Here is a 24123-nt window from a genome sequence, read left to right as displayed (position 1 = left end):
CGTATTATAATGATTTCAACCCTAAACACCATGCAGAGCCTTGCGGTTTCATTTGTACAATTGTGCTATAGGAGGTGCATTCAATAAATGTTGGACTATGATAAACATCTACAGGAACCCATGGACATGCCAGATCCCGAGTTTCCGATTAAAGTACATACCCAGCGCTTCAACCAAGAGGGAGTTTTGTTGTTCCCGCATCATTGGCATGAGCATCTTGAGTTTCTATTTATTGAAAGCGGTGAGGCTGTTTTTGAATGCGGACGAACACCGATCAACGTACGGGCTGGTGATTTAGTTGCTGTGAACAGCAACGAGCTGCATTATGGGGTCAGTGCATCTTCTGATTTATTGTATTATGCGATTATTGCAGATACTTCTTTGCTGCATAGTGCGGTTAGCGACGCTGCCGAAACCAAGTTCATCGCCCCGATTCAGCAGAACCAGCTGCTGTTACGTAATCATATCCGTGGGGATCAGCACATTACTGACTGTGCGCTGACGATTATTCGGGAGCTAGAACTTCGCGAATTTGGATATGAGCTGGCCGTCAAGTCCGAGCTATACCGCCTGCTAACGCTGTTATTGCGCAGACATATCGTCACCGTGCTCTCACAGGCTGAGCAAGAAAGACGTATTCAAACCGTTGAACGCTTCGCACCTGTTTTACGTTATATCGATACCCATTACCAGGAACCCATTCAAGTTGACGAACTTGCGGCACTAACAGGGCTAAGCCGGTTCCATTTCAGCCGTCTCTTCAAGGAATTAACTGGTCATACGATATCGGAATATATAAATGCTGTCCGTTTAGACCGTGCAGATTATTTATTAAGGCATAGCCAGTTGACGATTTCTGAAATCGCTACCACTACTGGCTTCAGTGATATCTACTATTTCAGCCGGACTTTCAAAAAACATAGAAAAGTACCCCCAAGCAGTGTGAGAGGGTTCTAGTTAGGGTGAACAAAGGAAGCAGTCTTCTACTTGCTATCGCTCCTTAATTTTAACATCAAAAAGGTCAGGAGAGGGTAGTCCCCTCGTCTGACCTTCTCTTTTATTTTATTAATTGCATAAAAGAAACTATCTTCCATCTTATGGGTATAATTAACATAATGAAAATATAGGAGGAGATTTCATTGAGAAAAATAATTAAACTGACTATATTAGCACTTGGCATAATGATTCTACCGGGAACAATGATTTATGCCGCATCGAACCCATCTGAAGTTTCATTATATTTCAATAATGTGGTACAAAAACAGGCAGCAGTAATATCCGAGGGAGACATTCTCTTACCTGTTGAACAGCTCTCTAAAAATTTGTTTGCTTTAATCACTTTAGATGAAACAAGTAAATCGGTTCGAATCTACAAGCCAAATGTGAACATGGTATTGCTTGATAACAATGGAGAGATTTTCGGTAAGGTAAAAAGCCCTGCACGGTTTGCCTTTTCAACCTTATTACAAGTGGATCATTTAAAAACAGAAATTTCAGATATAAAACTTACGATCACTGATCCCGCTGACAAAACAGAAACTATCGATAATCAACAAATTAAGAAGAGTGAAGAAAACTTTTGGTTCAAAACTAACGAATTTACTTATTCGTTTAATACAAAAGGTACCTATACAATTCAAGTGTTTTTTAAAGACGTAAATTCAAAAACATGGTATCCTGTCTCTGAAATCGATGTATTCGGCATATGAATTTCCGATAGTTGAAATCTCGTTTTTTTAACTCCTCATTTCTTATTATTCTTAATCACTTCATTAAAACGGTCAGGAAAGTTGGTATGTACCCCGTCTACACCCCAAACCACGGCTTTGTCCATATTCACTTGATAATTCACTGTGTACGGAAACACCTTTAGACCAGCATTTTTCACCTGTGCGACATAGGATGAATTTATTCTTTGAAAGTTAGGGCTAATACCAACCGCATAAGTTTTCACCCGATTGATGAAAGATTCTGGTACTTTATAAACCGGAATATTATACCAGATAATTTGATAAAGCGGAATCTCCGGGTTAATCGAATGAAGCCTACGTAAACTCGCCTCACTAAATGAATGTACGGAAACATGATCAGACAGATTATATTTTTCAATTTGTTCGTTTAATATAGTTTCAATATTCGGATTCGAAGCGGGATCTTTAATCTCAATCATATAGTCCACTTCTTTTCCAAACCTTTCAAATACCTCTTCTAAAGTCGGAATACGTATTCCAGCATATTGATCCCTGGCAAACATGGGATACTGTTTGTTAAACCAAGAGCCAGCGTCTAATTTCGAAAGCTGCTCTACGGTATAATTCTTAACATAACCCGTTCCATTTGTCGTGCGATTAATAGTTTCATCGTGAATAACAACAGGAACACGATCCTTAGTTAACTGAATATCTAACTCAATATAATCGGTCTCCATATCAATAGCTAGTTCGAATGCAGGTAAAGTATTCTCAGGAGCATATCCCGAAGCGCCACGGTGAGCAATGGTATAGACTTTGTCCGCAGGCTCGAGAATTTCCTTCACTTTAGTACGAATCCATGGAGAATAGGCATACATCGAGGTACACAATAAGATCAACAAAAATATGTGAATAAATATAAAATACATCTTAGAATTTTGAATCCTTTGCATAAAGCTTCCCTCTTCTTTTCAATAATTTATTGTTGTTTACTTGGTGCTATTTTTCATAATCAATTCCATGATAGGCGCACCAATCAGATTAATCAACAATACACCAAAAATCAAATTTACGACAATCAGCATCCAAGTTCTGACTTCCAGCGAATCGTACAGCTTATAAAAACTCTTTGATTTTCATGAAAAAACCTTCATATTTCAGTCATTTTCAAACTAAAAAACACTGATCCAGTTTAGAATCAGTGTCTTGAAGCGACTCATTTTTTTATAGAATTGCTTTACTTGTTGATATGTTCCTTGATTTGCTCAGCGATTTGTTCCAGCAATGCCTCTTTCCCTAATGCAAAGAAAGCTTCATTGTAGTTTTGTCTGCTAGTCATGCGATAGATATTATTCGATTTCACAGCTTTTAGGCTGCTCCAGACCTTACTTTGATCAAGAACATTCTGGTCATTATCAGATAATAAAATGATATGGTCTGGATTAAAGGTAGATAGTGCTTCTAGACTTGTTACTTTTCCTCCCCATGGGTCTGGTTCAGGTGTACCTGGCGCGATGATTAATCCAAGATCATTAAAAATCATATCCGCAATACCTGTGCGTGAATAGATCCGGATTTCTTTCTCTGTAGCTTCGATTACTGCAAACGTCTCTTCTTTAGTAATCTCTGTGATTTGATCATGCAGCTGTTGAGCGCGTTGGTCATAGGCTTTCAGCCACTCATCCATTTCCATTTTCTTATCAAGTACCTCGGCAACAAAAGCAAAGCGCTCTCTAAAAGCATTAAAGCCATAAGGTACCCTTACTGTTGGAGCAATCATATTTAGTTGATCATAGATTTTCTCTTGCGTAGGCCCTGCCAGTATCAAATCGGGAATTGCTGCAATGATCGCTTCCAAGTTCACTTCCGTTTGAAACCATCCAGCGGGAGTTACATCCGGCAGTTCTTTTTTTAGAATAGGTGTGATTTCCAGTGAATTAGCCATATCTGTATTCCCAGTAATCACAGGTCTATATCCAAGCACCAAAAGTTCTTCGGTTGAGCCAGATACATCGGCAATTCTAACCGGGTTTACCGGTATTTCAACATCTCCCTTGGCGTCCTTAATGGTACGTGTTCCGGAAGAATTCGTAGCGACGGGTTCAGATTTCACCGCAGGTGGAGCGTTTTCTCCTTGAGTCTCCTGCCCTGAATTCCCACATCCGTACAACATCACCATCATGAATAAGGCAATTACGACAAAAGAGATACGTTTTAAACTGAACATTTTTCCAACCCTCTCCAATCTATTGATAATCATTCTCACTATTAGCAAGTCCGATCATACACTCTGCTGATAGGCTGTACTACCGGCAGAGGGATTGAATAACGGTTTGGCGGATATTTATTGGTTTTCTAACGTTTTTTTATGATTTCAGAAGGATTTATTCCATACTGCTTCCGAAAGGCCTCCGCAAAATGGCTAAAGTTGTTGTAACCTACCATCGTCGCTGTTTGACTAACACTACTGTCCCCAGAACGCATGATTTCCCATGCTTTTTCTAAACGCTTGTTCCGTAAATAGGCAAATACAGTCGTACCGTACTCTTCCTTAAAACCAACTTTTAATTTGTATTCGTTAATCCCCGCCAGCTTGGACAGTTCAATGAGCGATGGAGGGTATGCCATTTGCTCAAGGATGATTTCCCTGGCTCTCCGAATGCTTTCTCGGTCACTGCGAGATAAATGCAAGCTACGTTTGGAACGATTCTGTTCAAAAAGAAAAGCGCCAAAATAGGCGGAAAGGAGTTCTAATGCCTTACCTTCTACGTACAACCGACGCATCGAGATATGATAGGGGCAATCCCTCAATTGAACCAATAACCGGGAGGTCTCTGGAAGAATCGGCATACGGAACATCCGAAAAGATTGTGTATTTAACAGCCCGGATAAACTGCAAGAATGTGTAGATTCTTGCTCCAGCATCCACGAATCGAACAGTGCTACCGGCACACCAATGGACAGTAAACGGATGGGCTCTGCACTGCGATAGTGGAATTCGGCGTGGAAATCTCGCATGAGCTGCAATGAACAACTGTCGGGCACCAACTCGTGACTGTTGCCTGTTACATGAACTTCTCCACTGCCCTGTAGACAAAAGCTTAGCTCAATCATAGCTGCTTCGGATTGAACACGGACTAAACGATCCTCAGTGAAACGGTAATTACTATCAACAATTTCAATCCCGGAAGGTGTGATAACCCTATCGACGTATCCATGGTCACTAGGTTGTGAGAAATGCATTCGCTCTGTGGTGTCCCTTATAGCCGGAGTCTCAAACAAATCATTGAAGTACCCGTTATAGATATTATGGATTGATTTTCTTGACATTAAGTTATACCCACAGCAGATCCGCGGTACACTGAAACCCCAGTACAGTGTTTTATCATGAGAAGATCACCTTTATTCATTTATTAAATGATAACGATTATCATTTAGATCATTATATTCGAGACATTAGCTAAACTGCAACGGACAATACAAACACCCCCTCATCCTAAAGGATAAGGGGGGTATCAATTTCTATTCCATCGGCTTTTAACTTTCGTTGCATCATCCAGCTTCGGATTCAGCTTCTTTCATCTCTTATTTCATCGCTTTAGCTAGCTCTGTGAAAATAACTCCAAGCGCGTAAGCTCCCGCATCCGGATAACCAATGCTGCGTTCGCCTACTGTACCTGCTCTTCCCATACGGGCGACGATATCGGAAGTCTTCCGGGCACCGAGCACCGCCGCTTCTGCTGCTTTGATTGCTGCCACCTTGATATCTTCACCTTGCTCTGCACTCTGGGTCCAAGCATCCGCGAACGGAACGAGCGCATCAATCAAGGTCTTGTCACCAACGACAGCACCCCTACCGAAAGATCTTTCACCCGTATCCTGAATCCCTTTAACAACAGCCTGCATCATATCCGCAAACTCCTGAATAGACAATTCCCGCTTTTGCTGCGCGGACTTACTTGCTGCACGGAAGCCCGATCCCCAGATTGGTCCAGAGGCTCCACCACAATGCTCCATGATGATCAATGAACACGCATCAAGGAAGTCACCGATATTGTTAAGATGATGAGCTAGAATGTCTTCCCATTCTACTTTTAACTGCTTGAAACCTTTGGCTACGCTCATCCCGAAATCACCATCACCGGCGTGGGCGTCTAGCTCACAGAAAGGCACCTCATTCTCGATAATGAGCTCACTCATTTGATCGATCAAATAGACGATATTTTGCAAGGAGAACTGGTTGTTCTTAATCACCGCTGCTTCAGCATCCGTATTATTCTTAAAGGATACTGTGCTGTCTGCTTTCTCTTCCTTGATGATCTCTGTATAGTTCACAGGCTCAAATGGACCTTTAACCGACAATGCCGGTGTATCGCACGGAGCAGACAACCATTTCTTCAACGTCTCATCCAGCTTCATAATCGACACTGATGCGCCAGCCATATCGATGCTGGTCATATAGTTGCCGACAAATACTTTAAACACTTGCTTATTCTTCGCCGTCAATTCACGGATCACAGAATTATTCAACAAATAAAGCTCTTGCAGTGGTGTTCCACCAAATCCATTGATCAGAACCGCAACTTCTTGCTGCGACTCATCGTTCATTTGCAAGTTGCTTAGCAAGGACGTAACCATTCGCTGCGCCAGTTCATCCGCTGATACGGCTTTTTCCCTGCGTATTCCAGGTTCACCGTGAATTCCGACACCGTATTCCATCTCATCCTCTTCGATATGAAACGTCGGGGTTCCTTTGGCAGGAACGGTGCAAGAAGTGAAGGCGAAGCCGATAGTCCGAACATGATCAATCGCATGCTGTGCTGCTTCTTTCACTTCCGCCAGAGACAATCCAGCTTCTGCGGCAGCCCCAGCTATTTTATGAACAAGAACGGTTCCGGCCACCCCCCTTTTCCCTACCGTATAGAGACTGTCCTCGACGGCAATGTCATCGTCCACCTTTACATATTCCACTTGAATGCCATCTTCGCTTGCGAGATGGGCTGCATTTTTAAAGTTCATGATATCGCCGCTGTAGTTCTTAATAATAAGCAGAGTTCCCTTTTGGCTCGCAGAACGGCGGATCGCTTGATAGACTTGAATCTGAGATGGAGATGCAAACACATCGCCACACACGGCTGCATCCAGCATACCGCTGCCTACGAACCCGGCATGGGCCGGTTCATGTCCACTTCCGCCACCGCTAATTAAAGTAACTTTATTGTTGTTGATTTCTTTTTTAGAAATCACTTTGAATTTATCGTTGAAATCCAGCTCAGGATGCACCAAGACAAGTCCATTGCACATTTCCCGGACTAACGTTTCCGGTTTGTTCATAATTTTCTTCATCTTAAAGCTCCTTACTTAATTTGTATTGACGGCCTAATTGGTCGGCAGCCATAATGGCTGATGCAACCGCCTCCTCCGAAATTGGGAACGGCATGGAATGAATGGATTCCTCAGCAATACAAGCTTTTTTAGCCACCTCAAGAAGTTCTTCGTAAGTGACTTGCTCCACTCCAATATCCGCTAGGCACACGGGAAGACCAATCGACAGACAGAAGTCCAATACTTCTCTTAATTCAGTACGATCCGCATTCTCAAGCACTAACTGAGCAATTGTACTGAAGGCTACCTTCTCACCATGATAATAATGATGTGTTCCTTCTAAAGCTGTTAAACCATTATGAATCGCATGAATCGCAGCCAGACCTCCGCTTTCAAAGCCTAATCCAGATAACAAAATATTGGTTTCAATGATATTCTCCAAAGCTGGTGTTACGATATTCAGATCGCAGGCTTGTTTCGCCTTGAAGCCATTTTCAAGTAAAGTGTCATAGCATAGTCTGGCAAGACCTAGCGCGGTAATTGTCCCCTTAGCTTCCCCACATACTCCTTCACGAACTCCGCAAGGTAAGCCGGCATTTACGTTAGAATAAGAATTTGCTGTAGCTCTTGCTTCAAAATAAGTGGAGAGTGCATCTCCCATCCCTGCAACAAGAAATCTTGTCGGTGCTTTGGCGATCACTGTGGTGTCGATCATGACTACACTCGGACTTTGCTTGAAGTAAGCATAATCATCAAATTCCCCTTCAGGAGTATAGAGGACGGCGGAATGACTGGTTGGTGCATCCGTAGCTGCTATCGTCGGAACGATGATCAATGCTTCTCCTTCTGCTACGCATTTTGCCGTATCAATTGCCTTACCTCCACCCAAACCAATCGTACATGCACATTGATGTTCCTTGGCTAGAGCTTGTAATCTTGCGACTTCTTGTCTTGAGCATTCCCCTTGGAAGCCACTTTCAACAAGCGTTATATTAAATTTCTGTTTAGTTGACTCCAATTTATCTTTCACACGTGTAACATCATCTGGATGGGCAATGAGTAGTGCAGAATCCCCGAATGTTTTTACAAAATAACCTAAATTCAAAAGTTCATTCTCACCTTGTACATATTTCGTCGGACTGATAAACGCTCTTCTCATTTTCATTCCTCCTAGGTTGTATATAGTTATTATTATAGATTGCTCTATTTCGGTATGCATGAAACAATAAGATCAGATTAAAGCGTTTTCTTATCGAGTTTTTTTGTCTTCTCATTAATAAATTGTATTATCTTGTCCTTTTGCACAAAAATTCGCTATAATGTTCATTATGTTTCTATAACTTTCCTAGGAGATTATCGTGATGTCCAAATCTCGATTTAATTTAGAAGAAATAATTGATTTGAAGAAATGGGAGAAACTACAGGACTCTCTGTCGCTCGTGACTAAAATGGCGATTCTTACCGTAGATTATAAAGGGGTTCCCGTGACTAAGCACAGCTTCTGTCAGCCTTTCTGCCAAGGCGTGCGCCAAGATTCTACTCTCTCTCCCTACTGTCAAAAATGTGATGCTCGTGCCGGCATTGAAGCTGTTCGCCAGAACAAGCCTTATATTTATTTATGCCATTTCAATATTATTGATATTGCCATACCCATTATTATTGACGATCAATATCTGGGAGCAATTATGGCCGGACAGCTCAAGCTTCGTGAACCTGACGTGTCACATCTGGAGCAGATTGTATCTAGACCCCCTAATGTTGAGTCGAACCTGAAGTTTCAAGCACTCAAAGAGGATTACGAGGCACTTCCTGTCTTATCCTACGATGAAGTAACGAAGTGCGTGGACCTACTACTTCAGTTAAGTACCTACATCGTGGAAGAAGCGATCCAGAAGCGTACTACCGTCGATTTGTACAAAAGAGTGCTGACCACAGATATGGATACCTCTACTTCCGCAGAAACTGTTGAAGAGACAGACCTGGCCTATCGCAAAATCCAGTCTCTTCAGCAAGAGTTGTCAGGGGCGCTCATTGAGACCAAATTGAAAAATGGAGCTCAAAGGCTCGTCGCTTCAAATACTGTACTTCAGCCTGCGTTTGATTACATCTATGCGCACAAGAATGAAAATTTCAATCTAAAAGAGATGGCCAAGCTTTGTCATATCAGCCCCAGTTATTTCAGCCGCATATTCACCAAAGAAACAGGTGAGAATTTCTCCCTCTTCGTTGCCAGACTCAAGATTGAATGGGCTAAACAGTTGCTGGAGTCCACCGAAGCCCCCATTCATCAAGTGAGCGATGATTTAGGATTCTGTGATACGGGCTATTTTATTAAAATATTCAAAAGGTTCGAGAACCTCACCCCGGCGGTATATCGGAATATGTATAAGGGATAGGCTACAAAATAAACCCTCCGTTAAATAAATTAACGAAGGGTTATTTCTTATTCCCACCAGTGTTTCATTTCACTAAAACCAACATCCCATAACTTCACATTCCCTTTCAGGATAATGGTTAATTCGTTTACGGTAATTAACGAAGTATTTATAAGCTCAATATCCGGACTATATTGTTCAGCCGTTTGAAAGATTACGTTATCATCAGCTACAATAATTAGTTCACTGCTAGAATCATCTTTGACAGGGAAAGCAAAGTTAAGATACAACAATATCTCTTTTTTATCCCCCAAAATGTATTTGTATTGATGAGTTTCCTCACCTTCACTGCTATACAAGTTCATTTTCGGGTTTATGGTCTTACCTGTGATTGTTAAACTGGGAAGATCTTGCGTGATAGGCATATTTCCAGTAAGTTCTTTCACCTCCTGAAGTCCATGGATAACGCCTTCCTTTTTCTCCAAAGTAAAATCAATGATCTCAGAGATCCCCATGATTGCTATCAATAGAACAACAACAGTTAACGCCGATTTAACTAGTGATCTCCAAGTGATTGTTGTAATAAATCCTATCCTATAGGCACAATATCCGATGGTAGCTCCTAAAGTATTGGATATGATATCACTTACATCAAATGTACCTAGAAAAGTTAAAGATTGAAGAGTTTCCAGTACGAAAATACTAAGGATAAACATGAGGATAAACTTTTTAAAAGATGTAGAATACAATAATGGGATTAGTATCCCAAATGGGATAAATGCAACGACATTCCCCAAATTATAAATCCAAGAAAAGGAGAGGTCAGAAAGGTTTGGAAAAAGCAGCGGGACACCTTCCGGAATCCACATAAACGTATACCCATACTCACTGTATTGATGCGCTACTCTGTTGAAAGCAAAAAACAAAAAATATAAAATTAAAAGCGTGTAAAGAATAGTTCCTATACTAAGGATTTTTCGTAATTTCACTCCCATAATGTCTTCACAATTCCCTCCATTTTGTCAATGGATTTAGTATATCTCTCCAAAGTGACTCTTCAGTGACACTATAAGTGACGATATAGTCACTCAAGACTTTTCATTGCTGCATAAAAAAATGCACCCCTAGAATTTCATCGGAATTACCCTGAGGTTGATCCAATGTCTATTCTAAGCGGTGCACTTCTTTAGTTATTTTGTTCAAGATATTGATAAACGGCCATCATTTCTTGTTTATTCAACTCACGAATACGATTGAAGATTGGAATATCTGCTACGGCCGCAATATTTGAGCTTTCTGTCACGACATCACTTACCGTACCTGTTAGCCAGGTCTGCACATCAATGCCTTCAACCGTTTCCTTCCGGCCTTCATCATTAATGCCACTGGCATAACAACGAACACATGGAATGGTTAACTTATAAACGCCATCATGCAGTCCATCTTCTGATATGACTTTCTTTCCTTTGCAAAATGGACAGGGTTGACTGGCCTTTATCTTATTAATCAAAGTGACCAGTTTTTTGTACCCAAACGCTTCATAGACATAGGTCAGTTTCTTGTATTTTCCATTCGTGAAATACTTATCGATGATGTTTTCTCTAGTTTCGTTGATATTGTCAAAATCACAAATTGTAATCCGATTATTAACGCTGATGGATTCAATACTGCCGCTAATATTGCCCCAGAATGGCAAAGCATTTTGTAACACCATTTCATAGTGCGCAAAGCTTGCCAGCTCTAGTTCAAGCATTTTTAGAGCGACTTGTGTTTCTCTTGGCAATAGAGAGACATCCTCTGTCAGAACCATATCACCGCCGACAATGGCTTTCATTTTTTCAAGCACCTGTAATTCGCCAACGGTTCCAATCACTTGATCCAGAGGCATCCCGATAATCTCACGGATATCCGTGTCGCCAAACTTGAGCTTTTTATGATGATTCAGTACGGTTCCTTTACAGATTGGACAGGTAATCATTATTTTCGACTGCTTAATATGCTCTTTAATGATCGCCTTCGAGATCACCATGTAGTTCCCAATGATGTAATTAAAACCTTCCCAAGTTCTTGTTGCCTTGCTGGCTTTATCATAAAATGACTTTTCCCAATACCCATACCAAAACGTATGCTTCTCTGCATCCGTCATCTCATTATAGCTCTTGCTGAGATCTTGTCCGAGTTCATTCTTAATCTCTTCAAAGATGAATTTGATTTTGGGAAATTGATAGAATTTTAGAATATCCATTGCATCTGGATGTAATAAGCCCTCCCAGAATGGTACATTTTTGTCTTGAAGCACCACATCAAAATCAAATTTTTCAATGACTCGTCGTCCCTTACAGCACGGACAATGATTATCTTGATAGTAGAAATCGAAGCTGCTCGTATCTTTATTGGTTGGATGCGCCGTAACAATATGGTTGATCAAACCACCAATTTCATATAGAAAAGTATATTGACTATATAAATGTCTTTCCAGATCAATGGCAATGACCGGTGCAATCGTATCTGATTCATATTCACCATATATCAAACGTGCCATGGAGGATAAGCTTTTTAGGATACCACCTTTATAGATGTTTTCTGCATTTTTGAAATAGGCAATCTGATCTTCTTTTAAATAGTTGACGCCATTTTGTTGCCGCAGTGTGGAAGGAATTTGTAATGGAGCGAGATGATCTTCACGGTTAAGTTGACGATAATACGCTTCATGGCTGACAACATCGAGATGCTCCACCGGTTCGAGCTGTCTTTTGCCAAAATCAACGATAAAGTCAGAGTTTTCTAACATATATGAGTTATGTTCAATCATCATAATAGAGACGGATTCATCCTGAAGAATAACCCTGATGCTGTCAATGAACTGATTTAGAATATTTTGTGATAACCCTTTGGAAGGCTCGTCAAAAATAAAAAGCGTATTCGGGTTTCTAGAACCCGCAAATAGCTCGGAAACTAAATGGACACATTGAAATTCACCGGTTGATAATGACTGTGTTTTTCTCTCCAGCGTTAAATAACCAAGTCCAAGCTTGATCAATAAGCTTAAGCGTCTATGTGCAATATCTTCATTTGGGAGTTCATCAATAATATCTTCTATGGAGCGCTGGAAAAGTTCATCAATCTCTTCACTATATTTGGTGAGCTTTCTTTTAATATCTAGAAACGTCGCAACCGTCGACCGACTAGTTATCGATTGGTTCCGATCTTGCCCTACAATCACCAGTTTATCTTTGGGATAACGCTTCTGGAAATCTTTGGACATACATTCATTAACGAGTGTGGATTTACCGCAACCAGATTCACCTGTGAAAGTTACAACTCTATTGCGGGGGATCTGAATTTCGGCCATTTGAATATTACGGCAATAAAGATCATGAAAATGATAGTATTCTGTTGGTGCAACCTGATTAATGTCTCCATTGATCGGGCTTGGACGTGGCGATTCTTCAACAATTTTCCCACCGTACTTACCACTACCTGGTCCAAAGAACAATTGCTCGTCCGTAATATCTAATACCGTGTCAGAATGATCAATGAGCCAAATTTGATTTTTAAATCCTAGCTGTTTAATCTGTTCTAATATTTTCAAAAGGGTTTGATGATCCAGACCCACAGAGATTTCATCAATAATAATTACTGTATTTTCACTGGTTGCCATGAATTCTGCCAAGTAAAGTCGTGTTAACTCTCCTCCTGACAATGTGCCCATAATGCGATTTAAGGTTAAATAACCAATATTCATATGGATTATGTTCTTTAGAATGTTTTGTTTACCTTCACTAATATTCAGCACTTCTGCCAAAGAAAAAATAGTTTCAATACTCAAGTCATTGATATCGGAAATACTCATGTCTTGATTCAATACCTTTATTTTATATTGTTCAGTTTCGTGATTATAGCGGTTACCCTTACACTTTTTACATTCGATATTTTTAGTGGTGCCGCGACCTTTACAATCCGGACACCAACCTAATTCATTATTAAATGAAAATACCTCAGGAGATAGGTTGAATTGTTCAGCAAGCGTAACGCGAATCTCTGTAAACACACCCGTATGTGTGCCTATGGTTGATCGAGGATTGGAAGAAATCGATGATCTCCCTAGAAAAAGTACAAGTGGCATTTCTTCCATCTGGATCGCACTAAAGTTAGTTTCCATAATGTTAGGGAATAAATACTGATATTCTGCCTTTGGCAATAAAGAAACGAGACGCTTCTTGGATTCTTCGCCGATGGTTTGACAAAAGGTTGTTTTACCAGAACCAGACAAACCTGCAATCCCTAGGGATTGCTCTACTGGTAGTACTGCATCTAATTTATTAATATTGTTTGCAATTAATCGGTTTATTCTCATAGTGATTTCATCTCATCTCCATTCTCTTCAAATAGTATTGCCATGATTTATTCCATTAAAAAGGGCACTTTCCGTATTTCAGAAAAGCGCCCTATTCTTGAACCAAGCCAATGATTTTGAATCATTGGCGATTTATTTTACAATTCTGCTAATACCTTTTCAAGCTGGCTGCCCATATTCGTCCAGGCATATTTAGCCCCTTCGATCGCACCTTGACGTGCTTTGGTTTCTTCACTAAATCCAGATTGACCAAGATGAAGATGAACCTTACCGTCAGACTCTTTGCTCAAAGTCCAAGTAACCGTAGTGCCTTCTCCGGCACTATGCCAAGTATAAGATAATGTATGTGGCTCTTCTACTACGAGAACCTCGCAATTTACAATGCCATCCCACCATTCATTAGGCTCTGCACGAAATTGGAATTTATGTCCTACGACTGGTTTAAAGTCATTGCTCCAAATCCATTTCGCAAGTGTATCTGAATCCGTTAAAGCGTTCCATACCTTCTCGATTGAACTTGTAAATTGAAAATCTAAGGATACATCTGGTTTCATAGTTCTTCCTCCAATAAAAGTTTTAGTTTATCAATTCTTTCTTTCCAGAAACCTTCATAAAAAGATACCCAATCTCGAATTTCTTTCAATGGATTGGCATTCAACCTATATCTCGTTTCTCTACCAACCTTTCGAGCAATTACAAGATCAGCATCTTTAAGAATAGACAAGTGCTTAGAAACTGCAGTACGACCCATTTCAAAATGAACCGTAATTTCATGTAGGGGTAATTCATCAACATCAGCCAATATTTGAAGTAGTTTTCGCCTAGTTGGATCTGCAACAGCGTCATAAACATCCCTCACTTGACTATTATCGTTCAAAACCACCCCCACCTTTTCCGTAATATTACCTGTAGTGTCACCGATTATACTTCATCAGTACCCAATAGGACACCATTTAGTGTCATATTGATTATAGGACACCACTTGGTGTCTTGTCAAGATCCCTTTAAATTCCATCACAAAAAAGCGGGCACCTCCACTTAGGGGTACCCGCTTCAAATTAATTACGTTTCAATTTCAAAGCCTTTCGAGAATGATGTTTTTGTTTCAGTGCTGCTCTTCTGCATTTATCGCATGGATGAGTTTTGGTGCATTTATTGCATTTTTTTATTTGGTGATGTTTACGGATGATATTACATTTATCGCATTTATGAGCTTTGCCGCATTTTTTGCATTCTTTGCATTCCTCACCTTTTTGAATATGAATAATGAACGTCGAAGCATTGTTGCTTAGTTCTGGATCTGGTGTTGAGGCACTAACAGTCGCCGTATTAGAGATCATATCCTCTGCGAAAGAACTTATTTTCCCTCTAATTACTACGGTGGCAGATGATCCAATAGTAAGGTTTCCTAATGGATAAGAACCGGTCCAAGGCGCATAGTTCAATCCACCATTGGTGGAGAACTCTACATTTCTAAGCATACTTGAAACAATGTCTGTTAACGTTACATTTTCAGCATTCGAAGGTCCTGCATTTGACACTACCAACGTATAAGTGATCGACTGACCCGGGCAGGCCTGGTCCGGACATCCAAATTTAAGAATAGATAAATTCGCTGTTCCAATAATATTAACCGTGACCGTTGATGTATTATTGGCTGGATTTAGATCAGTTGTTGTGGTACTTACAATTGCTGTATTTGATAATGATCCACTAGAAAAATAGTTCACCATTCCTCTAATTAAAATCGTAATGGAAGCACCATTAGCCAATGTTCCTATACTTAAGGAACCGCCCCATGAAGCAAAGGTCGTTCCTCCATTAGTAGAAAACTCTACGTTTGAAAACATATTTGATACCGCATCGATTAAAGTTACATTCTCCGCGGTTGACGGACCATTGTTAGACACGATAACCGTATACGTAAGGAGTTGGCCGGGAGACACGGGATTTAGACTGGCTGTTTTTACAACTGAAATATCTGCCGACACGCTGATTGGCGTATTATTTGTTGATGTGTTGTTTGCTGTATTTGGGTCTGACGTAGTTGAACTTACAGTGGCTGTATTCGTAATAGTACCCGTTGCTGCGTTTATTACAGTTCCACGAAGGATTATCGTGAGACCAACGTTGTTTGCTAATGTGCCGATCGTATAGGCTCCCAGCCATGGATTAAAGGTTACTCCGCCATCAATCGAAAAGACTACGTTGGTAAGCTGGCTTGAAACACTATCCGTTACTACTACATTTTCCGCATTAGAAGGCCCTGCGTTCGTTACGAGCAAGTTGTAAGTGAGCCATTGTCCTGGGGTAAATGAATTCGTACTCGATGTTTTGACGATCGAGAGATCCGCTAATGCATTCACTGGAGTAACAATTGAGGATGTGTTGTTATCTGGATTAGGATCTGGCGTCGACGAGCTTACACTTGCTATATTCGTAATCATACCCGACGCTGAGTCTATTACCGTTCCGCGAATGATGATCGTAAGACCAAAGCTGTTTCCCAATGTGCCGATCGTGTAAGAACCCGACCATGGATTAAAGGTTACTCCACCGTCTATTGAATACGCTACGTTGGTAAGTTGACTTGGAACGCTATCCGTTACTACCACATTCTCCGCATCAGAAGGTCCTTCATTCGTTACCAATAAGTTGTAGTTAAACAATTGTCCTGGAACAACGCTGTTATTGCTTGATGTTTTGACGATCGAGAGATCAGAAGATGCATTCACTGGAATAACGAGGGTAGACGTGTTGTTCATTGGATCTGGATCTGGTGTTGTCGAGCTTACAGTTGCTATATTCGTAATCATACCCGACGCTGCGTCTATTACCGTTCCGCGAATGATGATCGTAAGACCAAAGCTGTTTCCCAATGTGCCGATCGTGTAAGAACCCGACCATGGATTAAAGGTTACTCCACCGTCTATTGAATACACTACGTTAGTAAGTTGACTTGGAACGCTATCCGTTACTACCACATTCTCCGCATCAGAAGGTCCTTCATTCGTTACCAGCAAGTCATAGGTAAGCAACTGTCCTGGAATTACGGAAGTAGAGTTTGATGTTTTTACGATCGAGAGATCAGAAGACCCGTTCACTGGGGTAACGATGGTTGACGTATTATTCATTGGATCTGGGTCTGGTGTCGTCGAGCTTACAATTGCCGTATTCGAAATCGCTCCTGTCGCTGAATCAGATACAATTCCTCGTAGAATTAGTGAGACGGTATCACCGTTTGCCAATGTGCCGATCGTATAAGATCCCAACCACAGATTAAAAGTTACTCCACCGTCTATTGAAAACTCAACGTTTGCAAGCTGGCTTGGTACAATATCCGCAACTTCTACATTATCCGCATCAGAAGGTCCTGCATTCGATATGATCAAGTTATATATGAGCAATTGTCCTGGTGCAATGGAATCAAGGATCGCCATTTTGACGATCGAAAGATCGGAAGACGCAGTCACTGGTGTAATGATGGTTGACGTATTGTTCGAAGGATCTGGATCCGGTGTAGTCGAACTTACAGTTGCTGTATTCGTAATTGTATCCGTCTCGGAGTTAAATACCGTTCCTCGAAGGATTAGTGTAATCGCATCACCGTTTGCCAATGTGCCGATTGTATAGGCTCCCAACCAAGGATTAAAAGTTACCCCATCGTCTATTGAAAACTCTACATCTTCAAGTTGGCTTGGAACGGTATCCGTAATCTCCACATCTTCCGCATCAGAAGGTCCTGCATTGGATATGACCAAGTTATACGTGAGCAATTGTCCTGGTGTAACGGGATTAGGCATCGACATTTTGACAATCGAGAGATCAGAAGACGGAATCACTGGGGTAACGATGGTTGACGAGTTATTCGTTGGATCAGGGTCAGGTGTGTTCGAACTTACCACGGCCGTATTCATGATGATTCCTGTAACAGAAAGACCTACGATACCTCTAATTAAGACAATGACGGAATCCCCGCTGCCTATAGTTCCTAAATCGCTGGAACCCAACCATGGATTGAATGTTATCCCCCCATCTTCAGAGAATTCTGGGTTAATGATTTGGCTAGGCACAGCGTCTATTAACGTAACTCCCTCGGCATCCGATGGGCCATCATTGGTGACGGTTAAAGTATACGTCAACACATCACCCGGGTTGACTGGATCCGGGTCAGCTTCTTTGACGATTGATAGATCTGCGGAAGTGTTAACAGATGTATTATCAGTGGATGTGTTGTTCGAAGGGTCAGGATCTGGTGTAGTTGAATCTACAGTTACCGTATTGGCAATGGTTCCTGAGGCAGATGAATTTACCGTTCCTGTTATCAGAACCGTAACTGTATCTCCACTCGCTAAAGCTCCAATGACATAAGAACCGGTCCAAGGGTTAAATGTTACCCCGCCATCTATTGAAAATGCTGCGTTTATTAGATCGCTTGGTACTACATCAGTTACCGTAACCGCTTCGGCATCCGAAGGTCCATCATTTGTCACGACAATCGAATACGTGAGTTCCTCTCCCGCGATGGCCTGATCCGTGGAGGCTATTTTTACGATGGTAACATCTGCACTTACGGTGACAAGAACACTGATTGTTGAAATGTTATTCGTTGGATCAGGATCTGGTGTCGTAGAATCTACAGTTGCCGTATTCATGATCATTCCAGATACTGAAGGCTCGACGATTCCCCTAATAAGAATGTCATCTGATGATCCGTTTACTAGTGTTCCAAGATTAAACGAGCCAGGCCATGGATTAAACGTTACGCCTCCATCCAGTGAAAACTCAACATTTGTAAGCTGGCTAGGCACAGCGTCTGTCAAGATAACAGCTTCTGCATCGGAAGGCCCTGCATTCGATATCACTAAATTGTAAGTTAATACGTCACCAGCATTTACAGGATCTGGGCTTGCCGTCTTGACGATTGAGATATCCGCCGATGGGTTTACAGGCGTAATGATCGTTGAAGTGTTGTTGGTTGGATCAGGGTCAGGAGTTGGTGAGACGACTGTAGCCGTATTCGTAATGGTTCCAGTTACGGATGAATCTACGGTGCCTCTTATGATAATGATAACCGTATCACCACTTGCAACGGTTCCTAAATCGACTGAGTCGCTCCAGGGATTAAACGTTATGCCTCCGTTAAGGGAGAATTCCGGATTCTCAATTTGACTAGAGACAGCATCTATTAACGAGACAGCCTCCGCATCAGATGGTCCCGCATTAGATACAACCACGTTATAAGTGAGTAGCTCACCCGGATTAACCGGATCTGGATTTGCTATTTTCACAACAGAAAGATCGGCAGATGCATTAACTGGCGTGTCTATAGTGGAAGTGTTATTCGTTGGATCAGGATCTGGAGTGGTAGAATCAACGGTTGCCGTATTTGTAATCATTCCCTCGGTCGATGGACTTACGGTTCCCCTGATAATGATCGTTTGGGAAGCTCCGTTTGCCACCATTGCAAATTCGGTCGAACCAGTCCAAGGAGCAAATGTAACTCCCCCATCGACAGAGAATTCTACATCTGAAAGCTCAATGGGAATGTCGTCTGTTATCGTTACGTCTAAAGCATCATTTGGTCCTGCATTGGAAACAAGCAACGTATAGGTGAGTAATTGTCCAGCGGTAACTGGATCTGGGCTTGCCGTTTTTACAATGGCTAAATCTGCAGCAGTGTTAACCGGTGTGTCTATAGTAGACGTATTGTTGGTTGGATCCGGATCTGGTGTCGTAGAATCGACAGTTGCCGTATTCGTAATGAGTCCAGTGGCTAAAGGATTTACTGTTCCACGGATTAAAACCGTTTGAGATGCTCCATTGGCCAAGGTGCCTATAATCAAGAAACTGGTCCACGGATTAAAGGTAACACCTCCATCGACGGAATACTCTGCTCCAGTAATTTCGAGGGGGACTACATCTGTTAACAATACATTATCAGCCGTATTCGGTCCGGCATTGGACACTGTCAACGTGTAAGTTAATACATTTCCTGCAATGACAACGCTTGGGCTTGCTGTTTTTGTAACGGAGATATCAGCGGAAGTATTAATGGGAGTAAGTTCTGTAGACGTGTTGTTGGTTGGATCCGGATCTGGTGTACTGCTGCTAACAACTGCCGTATTTGTAATGAGTCCAGTAGCAGATGGATCTACTGTTCCGCGGATCAAAATCGTCTCCGAAGCTCCATTTGCAAGCGTTCCAATATTCACCGAGCCGGTCCATGGATTAAAAGTTACTCCGCCGTCGGTGGAAAACTCAGCTCCAGCGATTTCAATGGGGATCGTATCCGTTAAAGTTACATTTTCGGAGTCAGAGGGTCCTGCATTAGCTATAGCTATATTGTAAGTTAATACGTTCCCAGCAGGGACTGGACTCGGACTGCCTATTTTCTCTACTGAGATATCAGCCAATGTATTTACAGGAGTAACGAAAGTGGACGTGTTGTTGGTTGGATCAGGGTCTGGTGTCGTAGAGCTTACGGTTGCCGTATTTTCTATCGTTCCAGAAGCAGCTGAATTAACTATTCCCCGAATGAAAACAGTAATGCTTCCACCGTTCACTAAAGTTCCTATATTGTATAAACCTGGCCATGGGTTATAAGTAATGCCGCCATCGATAGAAAACTCTACGTTAGTAAGTTCGCTAGGGACGGTATCCGTTAATGTCACGTTAGCTGCATCTGATGGTCCACTATTAGCTACGACAATTGGATAAGTGAGCAAATCCCCTGCTATAACTGGATCTGGATTACCGATTTTCACGACAGAAACATCTGCTAAAGCGTTAATTGGAGTGATAACTGTAGATGTATTATTCGTTGGATCCGGATCAGGCGTAGATGAGTTCACAGTAGCTGTATTGGTGATCGCCCCTGTAGCAGAATCACTTACTGTTCCTCTAAGGAGTACGGTGATGTTATCTCCTGAAGCGATTGTACCCAGATTGATAGAATCAGGCCATGGATTAAAGGTTACTCCTCCATCTACTGAGTACTCTGCATCGGCAATTACACTAGGGACAGCATCCGTAAGTGTAACATCTTCGGCATCCGATGGCCCTGCATTGGAGATGACCAAACTATAAGTGATCAGTTGTCCTGGATCAATTGGATTTGGACTTGCTGTTTTTACAATCGAAAGATCCGCTGATTCTGCAATTGGAGTGATGATCGTTGACGTGTTGTTCGTTGGATCCGGATCTGGGGTAGTAGAATCCACAGTAGCTGTATTGGTGATCGTACCTATAGCGGAAGTGCTTATAGTTCCTCGGATAAGGACTGAGAACGAACTACCGCTCACCAAGGTTCCAATGCTATACAAACCAGGCCACGGATTAAAAGTTACCCCACCGTCGATAGAGAATTGGGCATTTGTAAGCTCGCCTGGCACTGCATCCGTTAGCGTTACATTCTCCGCATCGGATGGTCCTGCATTGGACGTTAAAAGAGTGTAAGTTAGCAGCTGGCCTGCGGTGACGGGAGATGGGATTGCAGTCTTATCAACGGAAACGTCAGCAGAATTGATGATCGGAATATCCGCTGTAGAAGTGTTATTGGATAGGTCAGGATCGGGTGTCGTAGAATTTATAGTTGCTGTATTGACGATCATTCCAACGGATGAAGAAGCTGCTATCCCCTGAAGTATAACAAGAACGGTATTCCCATTGACTAATGTCCCAATGTTATAAGAACCGGTCCACGGGTTGAAGGTGATACCTCCATCTACTGAAAATTCTACATTAGCAAGCTCAACGGGTACATTATCTGTTAATACTACGTTATCAGCAGTGGACGGTCCTGCATTTGAAGCTGCGATCGTGTAAGTAACAATTTGACCTGCAAGGACTGGACTTGGACTGCCTATCTTCACAACAGAAACATCCGCCGATGGGACGACAGGCGTATCAATCGATGACATGTTGTTGGTTGGGTCTGGATCAGGCGTTGTTGAACTGACTACTGCGGTATTCGTAATCGTGTCAACGGTCGCTGCGTCTACTATTCCTCTTATGATAATGGTTTGAGAAGCACCATTAGGCAAACTTCCTAAACTATAGGAATTTTCCCACGGGTTAAAGGTAATGCCTCCATCTACTGAAAATTCTGGATTCGTTACTTGACTAGGCACGGCATCGATTAACACTACATTCTCTGCTAATGAGGGTCCTGCATTTGACACTATTATCGAATATGTCAACAAATCTCCTGCGACAGCAGGTGTTGGATCTGCTAATTTGACTACGGATATATCGGCTGATTGGTTTACCGGAGCAAAAGAAGTTGAAGTATTATTCGTTGGATCCGGGTCTTCTGTGGTACTGCTTACGACTGCCGTATTGATAATTGTCCCTACAGCAGTATCGCTAACCGTTCCACGGATCAGAACCGGAATGGATTCATTTGCTGGCAATGTTCCTAAACCTATACTTCCAGTCCATGGTAGAAAGGTTGCTCCTCCGTTTAAGCTGTATTGTGGATTAAGCACTTCCGGTGGAATTAAATCGGTCAACAGAACATTTTCAGCGGCATCCGGTCCGTTATTTATGACTTTAATATAGTACTCCAGCTCTTGACCCGGAAAAATGGGAATGGGACTATTGGTTTTATCTACCGTTAAATCTGCTATGTTATTAACTTGAAGAATGTAATCTTCTACCTCTCCGTCTGATGCAGCTCCCAAGCTCCGCGTATCCACTGCTGTTGGAGAAACATTTTGGTTAACTAACGTATCCGATGTAAGTCTGAGTCTGAGAAAGGTCTGATTAGGCGTTAAAATAATCCCTGAAGGTAAAGTGAAGGTTATTGGTACAATTTGAGTTCCGGGCTGGGAAGGTACTACCTGAACTGGTGACGCTTCATTCCCTTGAAAGATGCCGTTCATGTTGAAATCAAGCCATCCATACAAGTTTGCCGGACTTCCTATCGTATTGGTTACTGTCACAAGAAGCGTGTAACTGGCAGCACTTATCGAAAGAGTTGGGAGAGGAACAGTAAGTCCGTCATCCTGAATACCCTTTGAAATATCGTCACCGGTAGCTGTGGGATTCTGATAGGCGTCAAGTTCTGATGTTATTTGTGTACCGAGAACAAGTCCGCTTAGCAGTTGGTGACGCGGGCCGTCTTTGGCAAGCAATGTCGAATAGTTATTGGGTCCATTGCCTGCTGCAGTATCCGGAGCGTCACCAAAGTCCAAATTAATGACAGCTAGAGGGCATAATGTTGCATCATTAAATGAAGTGGTCACCGTGTTAGAGAATTGCCCAGCCGTAGCAGTGTTGCCGACGATGGTGTATCGATAGATGTTGCCCGTGCTGTTAGAAATGGCGTAAATGGTATTGTTAAAATCGATCGCTATTGCACCAAATGGTCCTGTGTTAAGTGGGGTTGTCGTTAAATTAGTTATCGCACCAGTTGCAGGATTTATTCTTTCCATTACACCTGTTGGCGTAATGCCATAAAGACGATTGTCAGCACTATTATAGACCCAGTCACTTGCATTCAGAGCTGAACTCAAGGCCACACCAAAGATGCTAGTCTGCTCAGAAAATCCAGTGGCTGGATTCACCAGCTTCAAAAAAGTAGAAGAGTTTGGCCGCAGATCAATTACATAAAATCGGGATTCATTATTAACAAAAATATAAAAAAATCCATTCAAATCAAAGGTTCCTGTGGTATAGCTATCTGAAGGAAATCCAGGCGGCAGTGGAAATAATGAAGTAACGTTTCCGCTGTTATCCACCCGAACGAGATTATTATTAAGCTGATCATACCCGTAGATATAATTATCTAGTGGATTATAACCGATTGCATTTATATCTACTGGGGGACTAACTGTTCCTTGAATAACGGTTGCACCTGTTACAACATTGATGTAATACCAGACGGAAGGCCTACCCGCAAACTGTATCATTCTTGTATTGCAGCTTAAGGGATTATCTGTAGTATCATGGCTAAAGTTCTGATTGGCTATAGTTGCATTGTTGTTGATATGAGCTGTAGTAACGGTTATCGTCAGTTTTCTTGGCCCATTTGACATTGTAAATCCGCTTGGCTGCGTGAATGTAGTTGGAGGACAGGTCACTTCCGAATCTGTAACCGTCTCATAAATAGTGTAAGTTCCTGCTACCGTAACGGAAAAACTATAAACTCCATTGACATTCGTTAGCGTAGAAATACAAGTTCCACTAGAATTACTATATAGAACAACATTAACGTTAGGAATCCCAGGTTCACCAGGATTAAACTGACCATTGTGATTCAAATCATTAAACACAGTTCCAGTAATGGTTGCAGCCATGTAGTTTAATCTCCTTTCTCAACTGAACATTTTCAATTGCATACTTAAACGTCCTAAATTCACTTCTATATAAA

General features: G+C 41.8%; 13 protein-coding genes. 3 read left to right on the top strand and 10 right to left on the bottom strand.

Translation table 11 applies throughout. The annotated features are described in order from the left end of the window. Window positions 1–87: 87 nt before the first annotated feature. Together MHB64_RS15380 and MHB64_RS15375 are read left to right on the top strand one after the other, a co-directional pair. Window positions 88–957: an AraC family transcriptional regulator gene (locus MHB64_RS15380; RefSeq protein WP_094869038.1), complete on the top strand. Its 870-nt coding sequence runs from the start codon at window positions 88–90 to the stop codon at window positions 955–957. 182 nt (window positions 958–1139) lie between these two features. After that, complete coding sequence (locus MHB64_RS15375; RefSeq protein ID WP_094869039.1) at window positions 1140–1709, top strand: hypothetical protein; 570 nt, start codon at window positions 1140–1142, stop codon at window positions 1707–1709. A 35-nt stretch (window positions 1710–1744) separates the two neighbouring features. Here the strand turns inward: MHB64_RS15375 and MHB64_RS15370 are convergent, their stop codons facing one another. The 5 genes from MHB64_RS15370 to MHB64_RS15350 all read right to left on the bottom strand — a co-directional run bounded on the left by MHB64_RS15370 (window position 1745) and on the right by MHB64_RS15350 (window position 8175). After that, the gene (locus tag MHB64_RS15370) at window positions 1745–2644 is read right to left on the bottom strand and encodes a glycerophosphodiester phosphodiesterase (protein ID WP_341134785.1); all 900 of its coding nucleotides are present in this window, start codon (window positions 2642–2644) and stop codon (window positions 1745–1747) included. A 284-nt stretch (window positions 2645–2928) separates the two neighbouring features. Beyond that, window positions 2929–3918, bottom strand: coding sequence for an ABC transporter substrate-binding protein (locus tag MHB64_RS15365; RefSeq protein ID WP_341134784.1), 990 nt, complete (start codon window positions 3916–3918; stop codon window positions 2929–2931). A 128-nt stretch (window positions 3919–4046) separates the two neighbouring features. Beyond that, complete coding sequence (locus MHB64_RS15360; RefSeq protein ID WP_094869042.1) at window positions 4047–5021, bottom strand: helix-turn-helix domain-containing protein; 975 nt, start codon at window positions 5019–5021, stop codon at window positions 4047–4049. A 255-nt stretch (window positions 5022–5276) separates the two neighbouring features. After that, window positions 5277–7037: a dihydroxyacetone kinase subunit DhaK gene (gene dhaK, locus MHB64_RS15355; protein WP_341134783.1), complete on the bottom strand. Its 1761-nt coding sequence runs from the start codon at window positions 7035–7037 to the stop codon at window positions 5277–5279. A 1-nt stretch (window position 7038) separates the two neighbouring features. Beyond that, window positions 7039–8175, bottom strand: coding sequence for a glycerol dehydrogenase (locus tag MHB64_RS15350; protein ID WP_341134782.1), 1137 nt, complete (start codon window positions 8173–8175; stop codon window positions 7039–7041). A gap of 202 nt (window positions 8176–8377) precedes the next feature. Between MHB64_RS15350 and MHB64_RS15345 the strand changes: the two genes are divergently transcribed. Further along, on the top strand, window positions 8378–9412 hold the full coding sequence (locus MHB64_RS15345; RefSeq protein WP_094869045.1) for a PocR ligand-binding domain-containing protein: 1035 nt from the start codon (window positions 8378–8380) through the stop codon (window positions 9410–9412). Between the two features lie 47 nt (window positions 9413–9459). On the opposite strand, the gene MHB64_RS15340 is transcribed toward MHB64_RS15345, so the two are convergent. The 5 genes from MHB64_RS15340 to MHB64_RS15320 all read right to left on the bottom strand — a co-directional run bounded on the left by MHB64_RS15340 (window position 9460) and on the right by MHB64_RS15320 (window position 24049). Next, entirely contained in the window at window positions 9460–10386 is a 927-nt protein-coding gene (locus MHB64_RS15340) for a VanZ family protein (protein ID WP_094869046.1), read from the bottom strand. 191 nt (window positions 10387–10577) lie between these two features. After that, entirely contained in the window at window positions 10578–13748 is a 3171-nt protein-coding gene (locus tag MHB64_RS15335) for an ATP-binding cassette domain-containing protein (protein ID WP_341134781.1), read from the bottom strand. Between the two features lie 137 nt (window positions 13749–13885). Then, window positions 13886–14302 (bottom strand): SRPBCC family protein, encoded by a 417-nt coding sequence (locus MHB64_RS15330; RefSeq protein ID WP_094869048.1) that lies wholly within the window; start codon window positions 14300–14302, stop codon window positions 13886–13888. Then, window positions 14299–14631, bottom strand: coding sequence for an ArsR/SmtB family transcription factor (locus MHB64_RS15325; protein ID WP_373455873.1), 333 nt, complete (start codon window positions 14629–14631; stop codon window positions 14299–14301). Before MHB64_RS15325 ends, MHB64_RS15330 begins: the two co-directional genes overlap by 4 nt. A 175-nt stretch (window positions 14632–14806) precedes the next feature. Further along, on the bottom strand, window positions 14807–24049 hold the full coding sequence (locus MHB64_RS15320) for a DUF7507 domain-containing protein (RefSeq protein WP_341134780.1): 9243 nt from the start codon (window positions 24047–24049) through the stop codon (window positions 14807–14809). Window positions 24050–24123 lie beyond the last annotated feature (74 nt).

It is taken from the genome of Paenibacillus sp. FSL K6-2859 (genome assembly GCF_038008265.1).
GTDB lineage: Bacteria > Bacillota > Bacilli > Paenibacillales > Paenibacillaceae > Paenibacillus_AQ > Paenibacillus_AQ nitricinens.
Note: the sequence above shows the minus strand (reverse complement) of the source record. Positions and strands in the feature narration are given on the sequence as shown.